A 22151-nucleotide genomic window follows, 5' to 3' on the forward strand; every position below is an offset into this window, starting at 1 on the left:
GGCCCGCCACGGGCAGGCGCAGCCACAGCGCCACCGTGGACATGGGGCCTGGCAGCTTGCTGGCCAGCGCGGGCGTGGCCACGGCCGCCAGCGCCGCGAAGATGGCCACCACCGCGGCCACCAGCGTCGCCGTCACCGCGATGAGCCGAAGCTTCCACACCGGGCGCGTTTCCTCGACGCCATAGGCCGTGTTCAGCGCGGTCATCAACGCGACGATGCCCCCGGAGGCCGCCCAGATGGCTCCCACGCCACCTACCGTCAAGAGCCCCACCGGGTTGCTGTCCGCCAGCGCCTGGATGCGCTCCCCCAGGATGGTCGTCACCTCCTTGGGGGCCACCTTGCCCAGCTCCTGGATGAGCACCTGGGCCTGGTTCGGGTCGATGAGGACGCCCGCCAGCGACACGAGGAACAGGAGGAAGGGGAACAACGCCAGGATGGCGCGGAACGTCAAGGCCCCCGCGACGTCGCCGACATCGTCGCGTTTCCACTCGTCCTTCAAGAGCTTGAAGAACTCCCACCACCCCATGCCCTTGCCCGGCAGGACCATCTCGCCCCCTCGCACATGTAAGCCCAGGGGAAGATGGCCATGCGGTCCCTCGGTGGCGCCCCTGCCCGGATGGGCAGCCTCCCTGGCTGCTCCGCCCTCGGGGAGCCGACTTCCTGAAAAACATTTCATCCGCTAAAAAACACCCGGCGCCCGTTTCTCGCCCTATCCGGGCACACGGGACTCACCGCCTCAGCCCGCCCCGAGGACGCAATGTTCGTCGCCTCTCTCCTGAGTGTCAGCCTGGCGCTGGTCGCCAGCGCGACACCCGGCGCCGCCCCCGAAGCCCGCGCCGAGGCCCCGGCCCACACCCTCTGGCTCATCCAGCCCATGTACCCAGGGCAGGACGCCCTGGTGAAGCGGACCGAGGACGGCATCGCCGGCCTGCTGCCGGGTGACGTGAAGCCCCGGCAGGTCATCGGAGTGGGGGCGCTGGCCTCGCACCTCCAGGGCCGGGAGGGCGACCTCGGCTGTCTGGCGGGAGGCGCCCGGTGCCGGGAGCCCCTGGGGACCTATCTGGCGTCGCTGGGCCTGGAGCGCGTGGTGCTGGTGCGGGTGGGCCAGGACGACGCGGGCTACCGCTTCCGCGCCGTCAGCGTGCGCTCGGAGAGCGGCGCGCGCGCGGAGGCGGAGACGAGCAACCCCGCCTTCGAGAAGGCCCTGGCCGGCGTGCTGGTGAAGTTCCTGTCCCTCAACGCGCTGGTGGAGGCGGTGTCGGAGCCCGCGGGCGCGACGGTGTTCATCGACGGGGTGAAGATGGGCGTCACGCCCTACGCCACGGAGGTGCTGCCCGGCGAGCACACGTTCCGCTTCGAGCTGGCGTCGCACCTGCCCAAGGAGGAGACGCGCGTGGTGGCCTCGCGCGAGCAGGTGAAGCTGCGGCCGGCCCTGGAGAAGGTGCCCGCGCGGCTGGTGGTGAAGGCCCTGCCAGAGGGCACGGAGATCTCCGTGGACGGCAAGGTGGTGGGCAAGGACGCGGTGGACCAGGGCATCCAGCCCGGCTCTCGCACTCTGCTCCTGGCGCGCGAGGGCTATGAGCCGCACGAGGTCCAGGCGGATATCGCCCCGGGCGCGACGTACACGCTGGAGCGCGAGCTGAAGCCCACGTCGATGCAGGCCTTCAAGCTGGCGATGAAGCGGCGGCAGGATGCCACCATGGCGCGCCAGAGCTACCTGGAGGCGGCCTACGAGTTCACCAGCCTCACGTCCGACACGCTGACCGCGCAGCCGGTGAAGACGGAGGGCGGGCTGAGCGACGTGCGCGGCAGCGGCGTGCGCGCGCCGGGCTCGCGCCGGCTGCGGGGACTGGGCCTGGAGTACGGCCGCTATGGCCAGTACTTCGGCGTCATGCTGGTGGGCGCCACCTGGTACTCCACCGGCGACGTGTGGACCATGGGCGTCAACGTGCCGCAGAACGTGCAGAACCCGAACGTGGTCGGGCTCACGCAGGTGAACACCAAGGTCCAGATGTTGTCGTTGCGCGCGCTCCAGCCCCAGCTGCGCTACGTGCTGGGGCCCGTGTCCCTCGCCATCCAGGCGGGGCTCGACGTGCGCGGCGCGCTGGCGAAGGAGGAGGACGATGGCTCCGGCAACTCGCCCCGCTTCGAGGACGGCCTCTACGCGTTGGACTTGCACGCGTCCGGACAGGCCTCCGCGCGCATCTTCGTCTACGAGGGGCTCTACGCCTCCGTGGCGTACCAGCGGGGCTTCTCGCTGCTGAGCAAGATCGCCGGGACGAGCAACTTCCGTGGAGGGGTGGGTTATGCGTTCTGAGTCGCGCCGACTGCTGCTGACGTGTGCGCTGCTGGTGTGCGGCGTGGCTGGGGCGGAGCCGCTCGTGGGCCCCTCGGTGGGCAACGCCGACGCGCTCGTCGCCGAGGGCACCAAGCTCTACAACAAGCGCAAGTACGCGGAGTCCTCGCGCGTGTTCCTCCAGGCCACGCGGGCGAACGCCACGCTGCTGCCGGCCTACCTGGGCCTGGGGCGCGCGCGCATGGGCGCCAAGGAGACGGCGGGCGCGTGCGCCGCGTATCGCGCCTGGCTGAAGAGCGCGCCGGACATCCAGGAGCGACCCAAGGCGAAGGGCGAGTTGGACCTTTGCGAGCGTCAGCTCAAGGCCCTGCGCAAGAAGAAGAAGGCCCAGGTGCCCGCGGACCTGACGGCGCGGCACGTAGAGCTGAAGTCCGACTTCTTCGAGGCGCTGGAGGCCGGCACGCTCATGGGCGCGGGAAGCGCGGGTGAGAAGCTGCGCACGCTGGTGACGGAGGGCTACCTGGGCACGGACCTGGCGGAGATGGGCACGCGCCTGAGCACCGCGAGCCGCGCCGCCGCGGAGGACGTGCACCAGCGCGCGCTGAAGGGCGAGGCGCTGGAGACGGAGCGACTGCGCGCCGGACGCGAGCTGTTGGACCAGGCGAAGGACACCGGCGAGGCCGCGCCCCAGTCCCCCGCGCAGGGCCTGTTCCTGGACGGCCTGGCCGTGCTTCAGGGCGGAGACTCGAAGAGCGCGGAGGGGCTGTTCGCCAAGGCGGCCTCGGCGGCGCCGGGCGTGACGGAGTACCGGGTGTGGCGCGCGGCGGCGCTCCAGCGCGCCGGTGACCTGCGGGGGGCCCTGTCGGTGATGGAGACGGAGCTGCCGGAGGACCCTCGCACGGACCTGCTGCGCGCGGCGGTGGCGCAGCGCACGTCGAAGGAGGACGGCGCGCGTGAGCTGGAGCGGCTGCTCTTCCAGCGCTACGCCGCGCCCCCGTCACGCTGACGTCGCACCCACCTCGCGGTCAGGAAAGACTTGGATGGCCCTCTTCATCTGTCAGCGGTGCGAGACGGAGCACGACACCTGGGGCGGTGCCTGCCCGGGGTGCGGAAGCACCGAGCAGCTGAAGGTCGCCCCGCAGGTGGACCGGATGCTGGGCCGCACGGTGGCGGGCCGCTACCGAGTCATCAAGCGGCTGGGCCAGGGCGGCATGGGCTCCGTGTACCTCGCGGAGCAGGTGGGCATCGGGCAGCAGGTCGCGATGAAGTTCCTCAACAGCAACCTGTCGTTGGACCCGGACGTCGCGCGGCGCTTCCTCAACGAGGCGAAGAGCTACGCGCGCGTGGGTCACCCCAACGCGGTGACGTTGCATGACTTCGGACAGGACGAGGAGGGCAACCTCTACATCTCCATGGAGTACGTGGAGGGCGACGACCTCAAGCGCCTGCTGACGAAAGTGGGCCGGCTGAGCCTGCATGAGGCCGGGGACATCATCCTCCAGGTCGCGGACGTGCTGGCGTACGCGCACGCGCGCGGGGTGGTGCACCGTGACTTGAAGCCGGAGAACGTCATGGTCCGGCAGGGCATGCGCGGCTGGCACGTGAAGGTGCTGGACTTCGGCATCGCCCGCATCGCCGACGGAGCCACGCGCCTGACGGCGCAGGGCGCGGTGGCTGGCACGCCCCGGTACATGTCCCCCGAGCAGGCCATGGGGCAGGACGTGGACGCGCGCGCGGATATCTACGCGGTGGGCGTGGTGCTCTTCGAACTGCTCACCGGCGTGCAGCCGTTCGACGGGACGAGCGTCGCGGACATCATGCAGAAGCAGGTGAACCAGGCCGTTCCCCGGCTGGTGGACGTGTTCCCGGACCTGGACATGCCCGCGCTCGACGCGGTCATCCAGAAGGCCACCGCGAAGAAGCGCGTGGAGCGCTACACCACGATGGAGGCGTTCGCCGGGGACCTGAGCAACGCGCTGCCCACGATGTCCGGCCGGCCCGCCATCAGCGGCGTCAGCCCCGTGGTGAGGCCGGGTGCGACTGAGACGTCCTCACCGGGCACCATGATCTACGGCGACGGCACCGAGGACACGATGCTGCGCGGCGCCTCGGTGCCGACGCCGCCCCCCATCGACCCGGGCCTCTACAACACCGGGCGCGTGGCCCCCATCCCGCTGACGCAGCCCGCGCCGGGCATGCCCGAGCTTCCCCAGCGCCCCGCCGCGAGGGACGGGTTCGACAAGACGGCGCACGCGGTCTCTCCGTATGCACCGCCGCCGAGCGGGCGCCCTGGCTGGGTGCTGGCCCTGAGCGTCGCTGGCGCGCTGCTCGCGGGCGGGTTCGGCGTGATTGCCCTGCGCGGCCCACCGCCGGTGGACGGACACGGACCTCCGGGCCCCTACGGCATGGGGGACGGGCACCCGCCCCCGCATCCTCCGCCGCACGGCCCGCCTCCGCGTCCTCCCCCGCCCCCCCGAGGGCCTCCGCCTGTCGAAGAGGCCCCCGCGACCCAGGAGCAGGCCCCCGGAGAGAATGCGCCAGCGCCCACAGAGGCCGTCGCCGCGGCCGCGGACATCGCGGCGCTGAAGCATCTGAAGGAGAACGCCCAGCTCCGGCTCATCGAGATTGGCGACGACTTCAGCGATGGCGAGCTGTCCAAGGCCGCGGCGAAGTACGAGCTGGCCAAGAGCGTGGGGCTGGACGTCGTCGAGCCGAAGCTCGCGGAGCTGGGAGCGAAGATAGAGGATGCGACGAAGCGGATGGCGCGCGCTCGGGCCCGGGAAGCCGAGGGTCGCTGCAAGGAGGCCATCAAGCTCTACCAGGCGGTGGCACGGGACTATGAGAACCTGAGTGCGGCGCACCGAGGCATCACCCGGTGCAACGGGGATCTCCCGCCCGAGACGTCCGACTAGCGGGAGCGCTCCTCCACATCCGCTCTGGCTCGTGGCCCAAGAGGTGCCACGAGCCAGAGCGGACCGGAGGCCGCGCGCTAGCTCAGCGCGCGGTGTAACGACTACTCCAGGCTGCAGCCCGGGATGCAGTGACGCACGTTGATGAGCGTCCTCGTCCCGGAGATGTTCGACTGACAGGCCGCGTACTGCGTCGCCGGTTGCCCCTGAACGCGCGTGGTACCGCACTTCTGGACACAGGCCTGCACGTTCTCCACCCAGTAGATGAGCGTGTCGCCGCTCCTGCAGGACGGCGGGTAACCGATGCCCTGCTCCACGCTGCTCACCGGGGCCTCCGTCTCGGGGACCTCCGCGGTGGGCTCACCGCCTCCGCAGGCCAGGAGGGACAGGGAGAAGCAGGCGGTCAGCGTGGCGAGGATACGGGCGGCGTTCATGGGGGACTCCTGAGCAGAGGTGGAACTCCCGCATCATGCATAACCCCTGACTTCCGATGAAGTCCCTCCGGCGCCCGAAATCTGCTGTCACATGCCTCGGCTGTCTCGAACCGGACGCGCCCGGCAGTCACCTCCCGAGCGCCCGCGCCGGCTCACCCGCCGACGGACGTCGCGGGCTTCGCATCGAGCGACAGCTTCGCGTGCACCTGCGAGAGCAGCTCATACGAGCGCAGTCGCGCGGCGTGGTCGAAGATCTGCGCGGTGACCATCAGCTCGTCGGGTTGCGTCTCGGCGATGAAGGAGCGCAGTCCCTCGCCCACCTGCTCCGGGTCGCCGACGATGGAGCAGGCCAGCATGGACTCGACCTCCGCCAGCTCATACTCGGTGATGCGCCCGTCCATGGTCTCCACGGGCGCGGGAAGCTGGCCCGGCCGACCGCGCCGCAGGTTGACGAACGCCTGCAGCAGCGACGTGAAGAGGCGCTGGGCCTGGGCCTCGGTGTCGGCGGCGAAGACGTTGATGCCCAGCATCGCGTAGGGCTTCTGGAGGGCCTCCGACGGACGGAACTGGCTGCGATACAGGCGCAGGGCCGTCATCATCTGCTGCGGCGCGAAGTGCGAGGCGAACGCGAAGGGCAGGCCCATGGCGGCGGCGAGCTGCGCGCTGAAGAGGCTGGAGCCCAGGAGCCACAGCGGCACCTTCAGGCCCATGCCGGGCACCGCGCGCACGGCTTGCTGGGGCTCCGGCTCCTGGAAGTAGGCCTGCAGCTCCGCGACGTCCTGGGGGAACGCATCGGAGGAGTCCACGCGGCTTCGCCGCAGGGCGGAGGCGGTGCGCTGGTCCGTGCCGGGAGCGCGGCCCAGGCCCAGGTCGATGCGGCCAGGGTACAGCGTCTCCAGCGTGCCGAACTGCTCGGCGATGACGAGCGGCGAGTGGTTGGGGAGCATGATGCCGCCAGCGCCCACGCGGATGCTGGAGGTGCCCTGCGCGACATGGCCGATGACGACGGCGGTGGCCGCGCTGGCGATGCCCGTCATGTTGTGGTGCTCGGCGAGCCAGAAGCGTCGGTAGCCCCAGCGCTCCGCGTGGCGCGCCAGGTCCAGCGTGCCGCGCAGGGCGTCACCGGCGTCGCTGCCCTGGCGGATGGGGGAGAGGTCGAGAACGGAGAAGGGAATCATCGAGGGACCCCAGGGCATGCACGCGGAACGGAGGACGGGCCCGTCCCGTCCCGGGCGGCACCACCCCCGGCGTCCCACCGTTAACCGGGGACGCGGGGGAGCGCACGGGAAACGCGGGAGGGCTTGGACGCTCCCTCGCGAGATGGGGCCCTCACGGGAGGCGACCTGGCGCCCGGCCCGGTAGAATCTCCCGGTGTCCATGCGCGAGCTCAGTCAGCGGGAAGTGGTGGAGCAGCTCCAGACCCTGGGCGTCCGCGAGGGGGGCGTGCTCCTGGTCCACACGTCCTTCAAGGCGGTGCGGCCCGTCGAGGGAGGCCCTCTCGGGTTGATTGGCGCGTTGCGCTCGGCGCTCGGCCCGGCGGGCACGCTGGTCATGCCCACGATGACCGACGGGGAGTCGGTGTTCGACCCGGTGTCCACCCCGACCACGGACATGGGCATCACCGCGGAGCTGTTCTGGCGACAGCCCGGAGTCACCCGCAGCACGCACCCCGGGGGCTCGTTCGCCGCAGAGGGCCCGCACGCGGCGGACATCTGCCGGCCACAGCCCCTCGCCCCTCCGCACGGCCCCGACAGTCCGGTGGGCCGGGTGCATGACCTGGGCGGCCAGGTCCTCCTGCTCGGCGTGACGCACTCGGAGGACACGACGCTGCACCTCGCGGAGGCGCTGGCGAAGGTGCCCTACTCCATCTCCCATCCCTGCGTCGTCGAGGTCGACGGCGCTGTGGGCACGGTGATGATTCCGGAGACGGACCACTGCTGCCAGGGCTTTCGGCTCGCCGACGACTGGCTCCGTGCACGCGGCCTCCAGCGCGAGGGGCCGGTGGGCCATGCACACGCGCGACTGTTCGACTCCCGCGCGCTCGTGCCCCTCGCGGTGGACCAGCTCACCGTGGCGCCGCTCACGTTCCTCTGTGCGCCGGACAACGGCTGCGGGGAATGCGACGCGGCGCGCGGGAGCGTCACCGGCGTCGCGACCTGAGCGCGCGGCGAAAGCGTCAGGTGGCGAAAGACGCCTGGCACTCCAGGGCTGAACCGCGCACTGGGGATCAGCCCGGGTGTCGCGGAGGTGACGGCCCCCATCGCGCGCGCGAAATGCACGTGCCTGGCGCGCGCGCGGTGCCTCATTAGCAGCGCGCTTTGAAGCGCGTCAGCATTGGGGGATGGGATGAACAAGACTCACGGGCATGTCGGCTGGGTATTTCTCGCCGCGGCCCTGGCCACCTCGCAGGTGGCCTGTTCGAAAAGCAAGGACAGCGGCGACTCCGTCAATCAGAACCAGACGAAGGACGGCCCCGTGGACCAGGGGCCGGACCTGCCGCGGCTGACGGGGGGCGACGCGACGCGAGGTCAGCAGGTGTTCCGCTTCGAGACCTTCGGCAACGAGGGCTTCTGGACGGACGCCGCGAGACTGCCCGCGGGCATCGTCGCCGCGAGGCTCACGCCCGTGCAGGCGCTGCAAGCGGGCCTGAGCGTCAACGTGGAGGCGCTGGACGACGCCACGAAGACGGCGGTGGCGAACGAGCTGGCGAGCCAAGGCACCAGCGGGCCGCTGCTCAATGACCCGGCCACCACGCTGCTGCTGCTCAATGCCAACGCGGTGATTGGCGTCGTGGTGAAGGACACCAACGGCGACGGCAAGCTGGACGTCGCCACGGGCGACAAGGTCGGCGTGAGCTGCGCGCTGTGCCACGCCATCACCGACGGCTCGGTGGTGAAGTCTCCGAACAACCTGGGGGGCGGCTCCGTCGGCAAGCAGATCGACGGGCTCACGCCGCACAACCTCAACGTCGGTGGCATCTTCGCGCTCGCCGCCAACACGCGCGCGTTCTACCCGCTGCTCCAGGTGAAGCTCGCCGCCAACGGGAACAAGTCCATCGGCCGAGCGCCGTCGGACCAGGGGCTCACCGAGACGTCCACCGAGGCGCAGGCCGATGCGCTCGTGAGCAACCCGGCCTTCTATCCGCTGGGGACCTTCGACGACGCGCCGGACGGCACGGGCGCGCAGCAGCACATCGCGCCCTTCTTCCGGACGGACCTGGCGGCGCCGTGGGGGACTCCCGGCGATATCGCCCGGCTCGAGAACTTCAACAACCTCGTCTACACCGCGCTGTTGGACCCGACGAGCCTGGTGACGCCGGATGGCCGCGCGTTCCTCAGGGCCCTGGGCGGCGTGGCCGCGGGCAACGAGCTGGCGGACGACTACCTCACCATCCTCAAGGACACCCAGGTCCAGGGAAAGGGCGGAGTGGTGGGCGAGGGCTTCCCCTACATCACGGCGACGCTGCTCACGGACAAGGCGGGGACGGAAGAGGCCCCGGTGGGCCTGCGGGTGAACGAGGACGCGCTGCGAGACTTGAACGCGTACACCGACGGCCTCGCGGCGCCGGCACCGGGGGCCTTCGACGCCACCCTGGCCGCGCGCGGCAAGGAGCAGTTCGCCGCGCGGTGCACCCGCTGCCACAACGTGGACCAGACCCGGCGCGTCCCGTCCTTCATCGTGCCGATGGCGACGCTCTTCCCGGGCTACAACCCCACGGTGATTGCCCAGCGTCCGCAAGAGGCCGGCGTGCGCCCCATCGCCTTCGCGCCCATCCAGGACGACCCGGCCACCATCTTCGACGACAAGACGGTCGTCGTGGAGGCCAGCCGCCGAGGCGAGCCGCGTGGCTCCGCCATGCCGCTGCTGCTCGACCTGGGGAGGAAGGACCGCTTCCTCCACGACAGCTCCGTGGTGGGGCTGGCGTCGCTGTTGGATCCGGCGCGCGGTGACAAGGCACCCCACCCCATCTATGTGCCGGATGCGGCGCAGCGCGCGGAGCTGGTGGAGTTCTTGAAGAGCCTGTAGCCGCGACTACAGCGAGGGCAGCACCGGCGCGTCCTTGAGGCGAGGGGCGCGCAGGTCCTTGGGAGACATCACCGGCTCGGACACCGGCCAGGGGATGGCGAGGTCCGGGTCGTCCCACGCGACGCAGCGCTCCGTCTCCGGCGCGTACAGCGTCGTGCACTTGTAATGGAAGTCGGCGGTGTCGCTCGTCACGCAGAAGCCATGGGCGAAGCCGGGCGGAATCCAGAGCTGGCGCCGGTTCTCCGCGGACAGCTCCAACGCCACCCACTGGCCGAACGTCGGCGAGCCGCGCCGGACGTCGACCGCGACGTCGTACACGCTGCCCACGAACACCTGCACCAGCTTCCCCTGCCCTTGCGGCTCCTGGAAGTGCAGCCCGCGCAGCGTGCCCCGCGCGGAGCGCGAGTAGTTGTCCTGCACGAAGGGCCCGGGGATGCCCGCGTCGGCGTAGCGCTTCGCGTGGAACAGCTCCATGAAGAAGCCCCGGTCGTCACCGAAGACCTTCGGCTCCACCAGCAACAGCTCCGGAATCTCCAGCGGCGTCACCTTCATGACACCGCACCCTTGCTCTCCGCGAGGGCCAGCAGATATTGCCCGTACTCGTTCTTGCGCATCGGCTCCGCCAGCGTCACCAGTTGCTTCGCGTCGATGTAGTCCATCCGGTACGCAATCTCCTCAGGGCACGACACCTTGAGGCCCTGCCGCCGCTCGATGATCTCAATGAAGTTGGACGCCTCCATCAGCGAGCTGTGCGTCCCCGTGTCCAGCCACGCGTACCCGCGCCCCATCAGCTCCACGTCGAGCTGCCCGCGACGCAGGTACTCGGCGTTCACGTCGGTGATCTCCAGCTCGCCCCGCTTGCTCGGCTTGAGCGCGGCGGCGATGTCGAGCACCTGGTTGTCGTAGAAGTACAGCCCGGTGACGGCGTAGTTCGACTTCGGCTTGAGCGGCTTCTCTTCCAGGCTCACCGCCCGCCTGTTCGCGTCCAGCTCCACCACGCCGTAGCGCTCCGGGTCCTTCACGTAGTAGCCGAACACGGTGGCGCCCGCCGCGCGCTTCGCCGCGCCGCGCACCATGCCGCTCAGCCCGTGCCCGTAGAAGATGTTGTCGCCCAGGATGAGCGACACGGGGTCCTTGCCCACGAAGTCGCGGCCGATGACGAACGCCTGCGCCAGTCCGTCCGGCCGGGGCTGCTCCGCGTACTCGAAGCGCATGCCCCACTGCGTGCCGTCGCCCAGCAGCTCCCGGAAGCGCGGCAGGTCCTGCGGCGTGGAGATGATGAGCACGTCACGGATGCCCGCCAACATCAGCGTGCTGAGCGGGTAGTAGATCATCGGCTTGTCGTGCACCGGCAGCAGCTGCTTGCTGACCACGCGGGTCAGTGGGTACAGCCGGGTGCCCGAGCCGCCTGCCAGGATGATGCCCTTCATATCCACCTCTCGACGTCAGTGCCCGCGCGCGGCCTTCCACGTCGCGTGGAAGCGCGCCAGCGACTCGGCCAGTTCCAGGGGTTTCGCCGCCAGCTCCGTGCGGACCTTGTCCGTCCTGAGCCCGCCCTTCAGCGGCCGGGGGCTGGGCAGCTTCAGCTCCGCCATGCGCGTGGGGATGACGAGCTTCGCGTCGAACCCGAACACCTCGCACAGCGCCCGTCCGTAGGTCACCCGGTCGACGACGGTGCCGCCACACGTATTCCACACGCCGCCGAGCTTGCGCTCGCCCAGCTCCACCAGCATCGCCGCCACGTTGTCCGCGAGGCTGGGCGAGACGACCTGGTCCTCGAACAGCCGCGCGGGCTGCCCCTTCTCCAGATTCGTCACCAGCCACGCGCCGAAGTTGAGCCGTCCCTCCACCGGAGGCCAGCCATACACCACCGCCGTCCGGGCAATCGCGCAGCCGGGCGCGAGCGTCCGCGCCGCCTGCTCGCCCATGTGCTTCGTCACCGCGTAGACGCCGCGCGGATTCGGGATGGCGGCTTCGTCGTAGGGGCCCGCGTCACCGTCGAAGACGTAGTCGGTGGACACATGCACCAGGTGCGCTCCGGCCTTGCGCGCCCCGCGAGCCACCGCCGCCGTCGCGCTCACGTTGCCGGCGTAGGCCGCCTCCGGGTCCTTCTCGCAGGCGTCCACCTCCGTCATGGACGCGCAGTGGATGATGACCTCGGGCGCGGCGGCCTCCAGCGCGGCGGAGACGTCCGCCTCTCGCGTCAGGTCCACGGATACGTAGCCGTACTCGCCGCCCGTGCGCCGGGGCCCTCGCCCCAGGCCCACCACCGTGTGGCCCCGCTGCTCCAGCAGCGCACAGGCGCGGCTGCCCACCAGACCGTTGGAGCCCGTCACGAGCACGCGCATGTCACGCCCTCCCCTGGAGACGACCGCTGTACTGCGTCTCGAAGTACTGCCGATAGGCGCCGCTCATCACCCGCTGCCACCACGCGGGGTGGTCCACGTACCAGCGCACCGTCTCCGCCAGCCCCTGCTCGAACGTGTGCGCGGGCGTCCAGCCCAGCTCCGCGCGAACCTTCGACGGGTCGATGGCGTAGCGCCGGTCGTGTCCCGGGCGATCCTTCACGTACTGGATGAGCGACTCCGGCTTGCCCACCAGCCCGAGGATGGCCTTCACGATGTCGATGTTGCGCCGCTCCGCCCCGCCGCCGATGTTGTACACCTCGCCCGCCCGGCCCTGCTCCAGCGCGCGCAGCAATGCCTGACAGTGGTCCTCCACGTGCAGCCAGTCGCGCACGTTCGCGCCATCGCCGTACACCGGCAGCGGCTTGTCGTGCAGCGCGTTGACCACCATGAGCGGAATCAACTTCTCCGGGAACTGGTAGCGCCCGTAGTTGTTCGAGCACCGCGTCACCACGACGTCCATGCCGAACGTGTGGTGGTACGCGAGCGCCACCAGGTCCGAGCTCGTCTTGCTCGCCGAGTAGGGGCTGGAGGGCTGGAGCGGCGAGGCCTCGGTGAAGGCACCCGTGGGGCCCAGCGAGCCGTAGACCTCGTCCGTGGAGACCATGACGAAGCGCTTCACGCGCCAGGCGCGGCAGGCCTCCAGGAGCCGCTGGGTGCCCAGCACGTTGGTCGTGATGAACACCTCGGGCCCCAGGATGGAGCGGTCCACGTGGCTCTCGGCGGCCAGGTGCAGCACGGCGTCGATGGCGTGCGTGGACAGCAGTTGCTCCACCAGCGCGCGGTCGCCGATGTCGCCTCGGACGAAGACGTGGCGGGGGTCCCCCTCGAGGTCCGACAGGTTCTCCAGGTTGCCCGCGTACGTGAGCTGGTCGAGGTTGACCACGGTCCACTCGGGTCGCTCGCGTCGCAGGTACCTCACGAGGTTGGAGCCGATGAAGCCACACCCTCCTGTCACCAATACGTTCATGTGCCGCGGGCCTCGACTGCTCAGAGAGGGTGCCTGCGTATCGGAGGGGTCGGCGACGGTCAAGGCGCCAGGGGGCTCGGGCTTGTGTGCTCCCCCTCGCGGCGCTAAGGGAGCCGGGCGTGAGCGCATCCAGACACAGCCCCCCGGCATCGCCGCCCCGGGAAGTCCACCAGCTCCTTCCACGGCTCGCCTGGGGAGACGCGGTGGGCAACCAGGTGCGTTACCTCCAGGGCCTCTTGCGGAGCTGGGGGTTCGCCTCGGAGATTTTCGCCGAGGACTGGGATGACGCGTGCAAGGACCAGGTCCGGCACGTCCGCGAGCATGCGAAGCACGCCCGCCCGGACTCCGTGCTGCTCGTGCATCACAGCTTCCAGTCCCGGCTGGTGCCGCTCATCGCCCGGGCGCCTGGTCGCAAGGTGCTCGTGTACCACAACGTGACGCCTGCCCGGCTGTTCGAGGGGTTCGAGCGCAAGGTGGCCGCCGCGTGCGACGCCGCCCGGGACGAGCTGCTCGAGCTTCGCCCTCACGTCGAGCGGGCGTTCGCCTACTCGCGCTTCAGCGCGGAGGAGCTGGTGGCGGCGGACTACGCGTCGGTGTCGACGCTGCCGTTCGCCATCGACTGGAGCGCCTTCGACACGGCGCCGGACCCCGCGCTGCTCGCGGAGCTGAGCGATGGTTTCTCCAACGTCCTCTTCGTCGGGCGGGCCGTGCCCAGCAAGAAGGTGGACGACGTGCTGCGCGTCTTCACCGCGTACCAGCGGCTGTACCAACCGCGCAGCCGGCTGGTCGTCGCCGGGTATCTGCATCGGGATGGCGCATATGGTGCGTACCTGCACGGGCTCAAGGAGGTGCTCGGCGCGGAGCGCGTCCTCTTCCTGGGCCGGGTGAGCGCGGCGCAGCTCTCCGCGTGCTTCGCCACCGCGTCGGCGTATCTCTCCATGAGCCGGCACGAAGGCTTCGGCGTGCCCTTGCTGGAGGCGATGTACCGGAGCGTGCCCGTCGTCGCCTACGGCGCGGCGGCCGTGCCGGAGACGATGGGCGGCGCGGGGCTCGCGACGCTGTCGGACGACCCGGCGGAGGTGGCGGAGCTGCTCGCGGTGCTGGACCGGAGCCCGGGGCTGCGAGCGCAGGTGCTCGAGGCGCAGCGGGCACGGCTCCAGGCCCTCTCGCAAGCGCGCGTGGCCGAGCAGGTCCGTGAGGCCTTCGACGCCCTGCTGACGTCGCGCCCGACAGAGGCGCCCTCGGCATTGGCTTCGCGCGAGCACGTCGCCGTGGAGCTGGTGTGCCCGGGGTACACCGTGCGGCCCGAGGACGCGGCGTCGCGGCTGACACGTCAGCTGGCGGAGCAGCTGCCTGGGGCACGCGTCCTCGCGCTCCGACCTCGTGGTGCCGAGGCTTCGCTGGAGGTCGGCCCCGAGCAGGTGGAGGGCGTGTCCGTGTGGCACTTCACGCCAGACCAGCCCGTGGGCAGAGGGCCTGGGGCGCTGCCCGGCTCCTCCTCGCTGGAGACCGCGGTGCGCGTGTCCCCGGAGACGGTCATCTTGCTGGGGGTGGATTCGCTCTCGGCCCAGGCGCTGATGCCGCACGTGGGCGCGAGGGCCTTGGGGATGTACACAGCCGAGCATTCGTCGACGGTGCTGGAGGCCGCGCGCCGTCACCTGGGTGACAGGCTGGTGCGGCTGGAGCCATCACGCCCCGAGGAGACCCTCATGACGCTGTCGAAAGTACTCTCCTCCGTTCGAGGTGACGGCCGTGCGCGCTGAGGACCTGTTGACCCGTGCTCCCTCGCCCGAAGCCGTGGCGAAGGAGACGCAGAAGCTGCCGGAGCCCACCGCCGAAGCGCTCGAGGCCCTGCGCCAGACGCTGGAGGCGTCCGCGCGTCCCGCCACTTCCACGCCCTGGCCCGCGCTGCTCCAGGAGGCACGCGGGAAGATGGACAGCCGCTACGCCGGTCCGGTGACGTCACACCGTGGCGGAGTGTCGGGCCTGGCGCTCGTGCTCGCGAAGAGGGCCTTCCGTCTCGTCTTCCAGCCGTTCATCAACGAGTCGCTCCGCAAGCAGGTGGAGTTCAACGAGTCCATTCTCGATGCGCTCGCCACCATCCATGACGTCCAGCGCGAGCACGCACGCACCCAGGCCACCTGGAGGCAGGAGGTGGAGCGCCGCCTGGCGCGCATCGAGGGCGCGGTCGCCCCACCGGCGCCCTCGCAAGTCACTCACGACTCCGCTTCACCACCGGCTCCACGACAAGGCGACAGCGACTCCACTGACCGCCCCACGGGCGGCTCATCGCGGCGCCATCGCTCGAACCGGCGCTAGTCCCCTTCCGAGGTCTTCTTGCGCATCTGCCTTGTCTCCAGAGAGCTTTCTCCCTTCCTCGGGGGCGACATCGGCACGTATGCGTCGCTGATGAGCCGCTCGTTCGCCGAGGCGGGCCATGAGGTGCACGTCCTCACCGCGCCTCACGCGGGCCTCGAACGCGCGAGCACCCTGCTGCCCGGCGTTCAGGTGCACGCCGTCCACTCGGAGATGGACTCGGCCTTCGCGGGCGCCTTCCCTTTCGCGCCGATGCGCTACGCCATGGACGTCTATTCGTCCCTGCGCGAGCTGCATGCACGCCACGCCTTCGACTTCATCGAGTTCCCCGAGCACGACTTCGAGGGCTACTTCGCGCTGAGAGCCCGGCGCACGCTGGGTCACTTCGCCTCCGCCGTGCTCGCGGTGCGGCTGCACACGCCCACCCATGAGCTTCGGGCCCTCAACGGCGTCGCCACGTTGGATCTGGACCTGGCCCGATGGGAGTACATGGAGGACACCTCCATCCGCGAGGCGGATCTGGTCCTGTCCCCCACCCACGCCCTGCTCGACAAGGTGCGTTCGCGGCTGAAGCTGGAGACCCGGGGTGTCGTCGTTCCCCATCCCTTCCGTCACGACGTCTCGAAGAGCGCCACACCCGAGGAGCAAGGCCGACCCCAGGTGTTGTACTTCGGCCCGCTGGAGCACCAGCGGGGCGTCCACCTCCTCGTCGACGCGATGCAGGCGCTCTTCGAGCGGGGCCTCAACGCGACGCTCCTGCTCATTGGCGAAGACACTCCGACGGGGCCGGCTGGCCGCTCCATGCGTGCCTCGCTGGAGCGACGTATCGCGCCCGCGTGGCGCGAGCGCATCCAGTTCGAGCTCGCGCGCTCCACTCCGGGCCTCGCCGTCGCCCTCGCGGACGCCACCGTGTGCTGCTTCCCCTCGCTATGGGAGAACTTCCCCCACCGCTGCCTGGAGGCCATGTCCGCGGGAGCGCTCGTCGTGGGCAGCGACGCGGGAGGCATGGCGGAGCTCATCGAGGATGGGCGCAGCGGCCTGCTCTTCCGTGCGGGTGATGTGGCCCACCTGGCGGCCACCCTGGAGAAGGCGCTGACGCACCCCACCCCGCGCGAGACGGCGCGCCGTGAGGCCCCTGCCCGTATCGCCGGGTACTGCGCCCCCGCGAGCATCGTGAAGCAGGTGGAAGCCGCGGTGGAGAGCGTGGCTGACGTCCGGCACCGCGTGCTCCCCAAGCGCACCAGGCCGAAGACCGACACCCCACTCGTGTCGGTGCTGGTGCCCTACTTCAACATGGGGCACTACCTGCCGGAGACGCTGCGCTCCATCCGCGCGCAGACCTTCACCGACTACGAGATTGTCCTCGTGGACGACGGCTCCACCGACGCGGAGAGCATCGACATGCTCGAGCGGGTCCGCGCTCCGGACCTGCGCATCATCCGCCAGCGCAATGGCGGACTGAGCTCGGCGCGCAACACGGGGCTGAAGCACGCCCGCGGGCACTACATCCTTCCGTTGGACCCCGACGACCTCATCGCTCCGACGTTCCTGGAGAAGGCCGTCGCGGTGATGGAGGGCACGCCGGGGCTGGGCTACGCCACGTCCCTGGTGAACTACTTCATCGACGACGCCACCCGCGTGACGGGCGGCTGGGTGCCGTGGGGCATGGAGCGCGACGCGCTCTGGGTGGCCAACGTGGCCTCCACGTGCACCGCGCTGATGGAGCGACGAGTCGTCGAGGAGGCCGGTGGCTACGACGAGTGGTTCACGGGCTTCGAGGACTGGGATGTCTTCTGCTCACTCGCGGAGCGGGGGCTCGAAGGCTCCGTCATCCCCGAGAGCCTGTTCTCCTACCGCGTGCGGCTGGACTCGATGACGCGGACCTCGCTCGTCTCCGAGAGAGATGGGCTGCTGGCCTACCTGAACCAGAAACACCCGGGACTCGCGCCGCATCCCGAGCGCGCGCTTCGCATCCTCCGAGGAGAGGCTCGCAAGCAGGAGGCCCGACTCCTCGCCCAGGCCGCGGCGGCCATTCCCAGGCCCCTGCTCACCCGCGTCGTGGACAGTATCAACGGCACGCTCAAGCGCATGGACTTCGTCCACCACACGCTGCGCGGCGCCGTCTCGTGGATGGTGGGCTCGGAAGGCGACTCGCGGCCCCTGCGCCACCAGCTCGCGGACCGGCTCAGCGGCAAGTCACGATCCGACCGCTGAGCCGCATTCCCGCCGGGGTGCCCGACGCCAGAGGCAGGCACCCCGACAGCGGCTCAGCGCCGCCCCATGCCCAGCTTGCTGGTGGTCTTCATCACCTGCTTCATCGTGGGGTGGACCACGGGCATCGCCTTGAGCGTCCGGTTGAGCAGGTCCACCAGCGCGTAGCGCGTGGGGCGTGCCTCCGCGCCTTCCGGCGTCAGGCCGCTGGCCGCGAGCTTGAGGAGCCGGTGCATCATCGGCAGGCGCTTCAGCGTGGAGTTGAGGGTGTCCACCACGCCATAGCGCAGCGGCACCTCTCCGCTCGCCGCCTCCGACGTGGGCTCCGAAGACGGCGCGCGGGCCACGTTGGGAGGCGAGGCCAGCAGCACGAAGGCCGCCAGCTGGACTCCCGCGGGGAGCGGGCGCGCGAGGTTCTGGTGGAGCTGGAAGAGCAGCTCCTGATGCCGACGCGGGTTGACGCCGGAGATCATGGACCCCTTGCGCCGCCGATAGTGGAAGTGGAGCGCGTTGGTGACGAGGAAGCGGTGCCCCGCATGCGCCAGGCGCAGGTAGAGGTCCCAGTCCTCGTAGCTCGTCATCTCCTCCGTGTAGCGCATGCGCTCGAACACCGAGCCGCGCATGAGCGACGTGGCGCACGACAGCCGGTTGGCCACCATGCCCAACGACGGACAGTCGCCAATGAAGAGGGCGTAGTCGATGAAGCGCCGCTGCGCCCGGGCCTCGTCGGAGTCGAAGTAGCCCGTGGAGGGCACCACCACGTCGAACTCCCGGTGGCGCTCCAGCGCCTCCACCGCCATGCGGATGAAGGTGGGGCTGATGCAGTCGTCCGCGTCCAGCGGGAGGATGTAGTCCCCCGTCGCCGCGCGCAGGCCGATGTTGCGTGAGGCCGGCAGGCCCCGGTTGACGGGGTTGCGGATGAGCTTCACGCCGCTGGCGCCGGAAGCGCAGGCCTCCTCGATGCGGTTGAGCACCTCGTGGTCGAACGCGCCCGTCGAGGCGTCGTCCACGATGATGACTTCAATCTCCGGGTAGTCGCTGTCCGCGACGCTCGCCAGCGTCTCCGGCAGGAAGCGACCCAGGTTGTGGTTGGTGATGAGCACGCTGACGAGCGGCAGGTCGGCGTCCGGGGCCAGCCGGGCCACCGCGGGCCGCTCCCAGGGCATCTCCCAGTACGCGGGCTGCGCGGTCCACTCCACCTGGCGCAACGCCGGAGCACGCCACGCACGTGCCAGGGACTCCACGAGCCCTTCGACCGAGCCGTCGTACGTGTAGCAGTTCACCCCATCGATGAAGGGGCTTCCCGGCGCGAAGGCCACACACTTGCCGTTGAGCACCAGCGTGGCGCCCGCGCCAGAGGCCTCGTAGGCGGTGAGGTTGAGCGACTCGTAGTCGGAGGTGATGACGACGATGCCGTGCCGCATCAGCGCGTCACGGTCCTTGCTCGGCCCGGTGAAAAGGAAGCGCGGGCGAAGGTCCTCCGGAATCAGCGACTGGACATACGCCAGAAAGGCCGAGTTGGCGGTATGGCAGGCCAGCACGGCCTTCCCACCGTACTCCGGGAAGCGACGCATGAACGCGGCCGCACCCCGGACGAACATGTCGGTCCGCTTGAAGTTCTGGATCTTGGTGACGAAGAGCAGGTCCGGCTCGCCCTCCGTGCGCGGCGGCACCGGGTCCGCCTTCGGCGCGACGGGCGGAAACTCATGGACCACCTTGTCGAGCCACGACTCGGGAAAGCCGTAGAACGAGCGGTTGAGCTCGGCGACCCCGGGGATGTGGGCGATGACGAGGTCCGCGTCCAGCAGCGCCTTGCGCTCGAGCTCGAACTGGCCCAGGTACTCCCAGTTCGGCAGCTGGCGCTCGAAGGGCACCAACATCCCGGCCGTCGAGTGCAGCCGCACCACCATCCGCGCATCCTCCAGGCCGCAACCGAGCAGCTTCTCCTGGATGGCGCAGAAGCCCCAGCCTCGGTAGTCCGGGAACTCGATGACGTCGAAGCGAACACCTTCGGACTCCAGCCGGCGCAGTTGGAGCAGCAGCTCCATCGACTGGGCATGGCTCGTGGAGTCGGTGAAGGCGCCGGGCGGCGGGTAGACGCCTCCGTCGTCGAAGCTCACCTCCCACTCGCGGCGGGCCGCGGCGACGTGCACCTTCACCTTGTCCTGGAAATAGCGCTCCACCTCCCGCGGCTTCACCGTCGTGCGCGACGGGAACAGCAGGTGCATCTCCACATCCAGCCCACGTTGGAGCGACTCCTCGACGAGGTTGTGGATGACGCGGCCGATACCGCCCGCGGTGAAGGGGTACATCTCGTCGGTGACGAGGCAGACGCGGCGAGGGCTCATGATTGAACGAACTCCTCCAGGACCTTGACCGCCTCGACCGTGAGGGCGCGCTCGTAATCCACCATCATCTGTGTGAGCTCCTCGGGCGAGCGGTCTCGCAGCGCCACCATCCGCTCGATGGCCGCGGCGACGACCTCCACGGAGTCCACGCCCGAGACTTGCGCGAGCTTCTGGAAGGGATGCGAGTCCAGCGCGCCCAGGCTGAGCGGCCCATGGACACACGGCACGCGCAGCGCGAGCGCCTCCAGCCCCGTCATGGGCTGACACTCCGACAAGGAGGCGTTGAGGACGATGTCGCAGCGGCGCACCAGGTCGAACAGCTCCGTGCGGCTGGGGCGCGCGACATGGTGGATGCGCCGGGGACTCTTCATGGCGTCCGGCAGGTGGTAGCTCGCGGTGACGTAGATGTCGTCGATGCGAGAGGACGCCTGGCAGGCGAAGAGGTTGGTGAAGAAGTTCTTCCGCCAGTCATTGGGCGTGGGGATGAGCGCGGCGCGCGTGAGGCGGCGCGACGGAAGGATGCGGTCGGCCTCCGACAGCCGGGGCGGCAGGTTGAGCACCGTCTTCGGGAAGACCTCGGGTGCCAACAGGTGCATGCCTGGCTTGACGGTCGCCACCGCGTCGAGGATGCCACGCCGCCGCAAGTCGATGAGCTGCGCGAAGCAGTCCAGCTCGAACGAGTTGTGGAACTGCGCCGACGAGCCGTGCCACAGCGCGAGGATTCGCACCGAGGAGCCGAGCGCGCGTCGCAGCAACACGACGAAGTCACGGGCGTTGGTGGAGAAGCCGTGGACGATGACCTGGCGGCAACCGCTGCGCTCGACGACCTCGAGCGAGGCGCGCAGCTCTCGCTCGTCCAACACGCGCTCGGCGGCGATGGCCAGCTTCTGCCCCGGCAGATAGCCGGCGGCGGCGCGAATGCCGTGCCACTCCTGGTGGAACACGTGCATCAGCTTGCCGAACTGGGGCAGGTCCGCGGACCAGCGGGTGTCCATCGCTGCGTTGTGGATGAAGCCGGGGACGAAAGACTGCGGCGCCTGCGGAGCCGGCGCGTCCGGGAACGGCACCCGCGCGGCCCGCAGGCGGGCGAGGTCGTCGGAGAGTCCCTGGAGCCGCTGGCGACGCGCGAAGCGCGCGGACTCCACCGCCAGGCGCTCGGTCAGCTCCGCCACCTTCGCCTCGCTGCTCGTGACGGGCGCCGCCATCGACTTGCTCGCCCGGCCCGCCCACTCCAGCAGCCGGGGCATGGCGCGCGCGTGCAGCGCCTCCAGCGTCAGCGGCTGGGACTCGTCGCGCGGAGCCTCCGTCCCCACGAGCTGGAAGTAGCGCCGGCCCTGGCCCGCATGGCGCTTGAGGACGTAGACGTCGTGCGTCTCCACGAGCCCGGGGCCGTGGTGCAGGTCCCACCCTTCCGGCAGCAGGTCCGCGAAGGCGTGGAGCCAGGAGCCCGGATGACACGAGGGGTCCCACACGCTGGTGGGCATCAGCGGGTTCTCCACCAGCACCAGCATGCCGCCGGGCAGCACGAGCTGCCCCATGGTCTCCAGCAGGGCGGTGATGCGCTCACTCGGGTTGTGCACGAGCGTGGAGACGGAGAAGACGACGTCGAAGCGGCGGCCCCCCACGGCGGCGAGCGGGTCGTCCCCACAGAAGATGCGCTCCTCCACGGGGCGCAGCGAGGCGGGCGGCTCCTGGCGCAGCGGCTCCGTCATCGACTCCGAGATGTCGTACCCGTGGTAGCGCACCTGGGAGAGCTGGGAGAGGTATGCCGCGTGCTGGCCGAAGCCACAGCCGAACTCCAACACTGACAGCGAGCGGTCCAGCCGGCGCTGTTCGGAGCGGATGAGCGCGGTCACCGCGCGTTCCTGCTGACCGTACGCGATGTTCCCCTGACCCTCGCGGACTCGCACCAGTTCCCGATAGGAGTGGCCGCTGGTCGTCTTCCAGAAATGGAGACTGTCGCTCATCTGGGCCGCGTCCCCATTCGGGCCCTCGCTCTTGATGTCTTTGTACATGTGCCGATGTAGAGTTGCGCCGCCTGCATGGACCGAAGAAGAAGGTTGCCAGCGGGATTTCCGCAGCAGCGCAACCATTCCCATGCCTGGCGGCAGTCAGGCAAGGGACGTGCTGTAAGTGAAGAGTAAAAGCGCCCAGGGAGGACCTTGGACGCATTGGCGATTTCCGCATTCTCGGCTATCCGCCCGCCCCCTTGCCAGCCGAGCGGGCCCCGGGTGAC

General features: G+C 70.1%; 17 protein-coding genes. 8 read left to right on the forward strand and 9 right to left on the reverse strand.

Annotation, left to right across the window (positions count from 1 at the left end; translation table 11 throughout):
- Positions 1–547: YihY/virulence factor BrkB family protein (locus tag ACN469_RS08645; RefSeq protein ID WP_498766036.1), on the reverse strand; the 547-nt coding region annotated here is incomplete at its 3' end.
- Between the two features lie 210 nt (positions 548–757).
- Between ACN469_RS08645 and ACN469_RS08650 the strand changes: the two genes are divergently transcribed.
- The 3 genes from ACN469_RS08650 to ACN469_RS08660 are packed head-to-tail and all read left to right on the forward strand — an operon-like array spanning position 758 to position 5208.
- Positions 758–2317 (forward strand): PEGA domain-containing protein, encoded by a 1560-nt coding sequence (locus ACN469_RS08650; RefSeq protein WP_498766038.1) that lies wholly within the window; start codon positions 758–760, stop codon positions 2315–2317.
- Positions 2307–3302, forward strand: a complete 996-nt coding sequence (locus ACN469_RS08655; protein WP_498766040.1) for a hypothetical protein — start codon at positions 2307–2309, stop codon at positions 3300–3302. The genes ACN469_RS08650 and ACN469_RS08655 overlap by 11 nt, the downstream gene beginning before the upstream one ends.
- Positions 3303–3336: 34 nt before the next feature.
- Positions 3337–5208 carry a serine/threonine protein kinase gene (locus ACN469_RS08660; protein WP_498766042.1) on the forward strand — a complete coding sequence of 624 codons (1872 nt, stop codon included), beginning with the start codon at positions 3337–3339 and terminating at the stop codon, positions 5206–5208.
- Positions 5209–5309: 101 nt separating this feature from the next.
- On the opposite strand, the gene ACN469_RS08665 is transcribed toward ACN469_RS08660, so the two are convergent.
- Together ACN469_RS08665 and ACN469_RS08670 are read right to left on the reverse strand one after the other, a co-directional pair.
- The gene (locus ACN469_RS08665; protein WP_498766044.1) at positions 5310–5639 is read right to left on the reverse strand and encodes a hypothetical protein; all 330 of its coding nucleotides are present in this window, start codon (positions 5637–5639) and stop codon (positions 5310–5312) included.
- 152 nt (positions 5640–5791) lie between these two features.
- Positions 5792–6817 carry an LLM class flavin-dependent oxidoreductase gene (locus ACN469_RS08670; RefSeq protein WP_498766046.1) on the reverse strand — a complete coding sequence of 342 codons (1026 nt, stop codon included), beginning with the start codon at positions 6815–6817 and terminating at the stop codon, positions 5792–5794.
- Positions 6818–7016: 199 nt separating this feature from the next.
- Between ACN469_RS08670 and ACN469_RS08675 the strand changes: the two genes are divergently transcribed.
- Complete coding sequence (locus ACN469_RS08675; RefSeq protein ID WP_498766048.1) at positions 7017–7799, forward strand: AAC(3) family N-acetyltransferase; 783 nt, start codon at positions 7017–7019, stop codon at positions 7797–7799.
- A gap of 186 nt (positions 7800–7985) precedes the next feature.
- Positions 7986–9665, forward strand: coding sequence for a hypothetical protein (locus ACN469_RS08680; RefSeq protein WP_498766050.1), 1680 nt, complete (start codon positions 7986–7988; stop codon positions 9663–9665).
- A 6-nt stretch (positions 9666–9671) separates the two neighbouring features.
- Here the strand turns inward: ACN469_RS08680 and rfbC are convergent, their stop codons facing one another.
- The 4 genes from rfbC to rfbB are packed head-to-tail and all read right to left on the reverse strand — an operon-like array spanning position 9672 to position 13040.
- Entirely contained in the window at positions 9672–10217 is a 546-nt protein-coding gene (rfbC, locus tag ACN469_RS08685; protein ID WP_498766052.1) for a dTDP-4-dehydrorhamnose 3,5-epimerase, read from the reverse strand.
- On the reverse strand, positions 10214–11095 hold the full coding sequence (gene rfbA, locus ACN469_RS08690; RefSeq protein WP_498766054.1) for a glucose-1-phosphate thymidylyltransferase RfbA: 882 nt from the start codon (positions 11093–11095) through the stop codon (positions 10214–10216). Before rfbA ends, rfbC begins: the two co-directional genes overlap by 4 nt.
- Before the next feature lie 15 nt (positions 11096–11110).
- A complete protein-coding gene (locus tag ACN469_RS08695; RefSeq protein ID WP_498766056.1) occupies positions 11111–12013 on the reverse strand; it encodes an SDR family oxidoreductase in 903 nt (300 codons plus the stop codon).
- 1 nt (position 12014) lies between these two features.
- Positions 12015–13040, reverse strand: coding sequence for a dTDP-glucose 4,6-dehydratase (gene rfbB / locus ACN469_RS08700; protein WP_498766058.1), 1026 nt, complete (start codon positions 13038–13040; stop codon positions 12015–12017).
- 119 nt (positions 13041–13159) lie between these two features.
- Here rfbB and ACN469_RS08705 point away from each other — a divergent pair, with 119 nt between their 5' ends.
- The 3 genes from ACN469_RS08705 to ACN469_RS08715 are packed head-to-tail and all read left to right on the forward strand — an operon-like array spanning position 13160 to position 17570.
- On the forward strand, positions 13160–14803 hold the full coding sequence (locus ACN469_RS08705) for a glycosyltransferase family 4 protein (protein WP_498766060.1): 1644 nt from the start codon (positions 13160–13162) through the stop codon (positions 14801–14803).
- The gene (locus tag ACN469_RS08710) at positions 14793–15359 is read left to right on the forward strand and encodes a hypothetical protein (RefSeq protein WP_498766062.1); all 567 of its coding nucleotides are present in this window, start codon (positions 14793–14795) and stop codon (positions 15357–15359) included. The genes ACN469_RS08705 and ACN469_RS08710 overlap by 11 nt, the downstream gene beginning before the upstream one ends.
- 18 nt (positions 15360–15377) lie before the next feature.
- Positions 15378–17570 (forward strand): glycosyltransferase, encoded by a 2193-nt coding sequence (locus ACN469_RS08715; protein WP_498766064.1) that lies wholly within the window; start codon positions 15378–15380, stop codon positions 17568–17570.
- Between the two features lie 53 nt (positions 17571–17623).
- Here ACN469_RS08715 and ACN469_RS08720 read toward each other — a convergent pair whose 3' ends face one another.
- Complete coding sequence (locus tag ACN469_RS08720) at positions 17624–19915, reverse strand: glycosyltransferase (protein ID WP_498766066.1); 2292 nt, start codon at positions 19913–19915, stop codon at positions 17624–17626.
- Entirely contained in the window at positions 19912–21882 is a 1971-nt protein-coding gene (locus ACN469_RS08725) for a class I SAM-dependent methyltransferase (RefSeq protein ID WP_498766068.1), read from the reverse strand. Before ACN469_RS08725 ends, ACN469_RS08720 begins: the two co-directional genes overlap by 4 nt.
- Between the last annotated feature and the right edge of the window lie 269 nt (positions 21883–22151).

It is taken from the genome of Corallococcus terminator (assembly GCF_049194865.1).
Taxonomy (GTDB): domain Bacteria; phylum Myxococcota; class Myxococcia; order Myxococcales; family Myxococcaceae; genus Myxococcus; species Myxococcus terminator_A.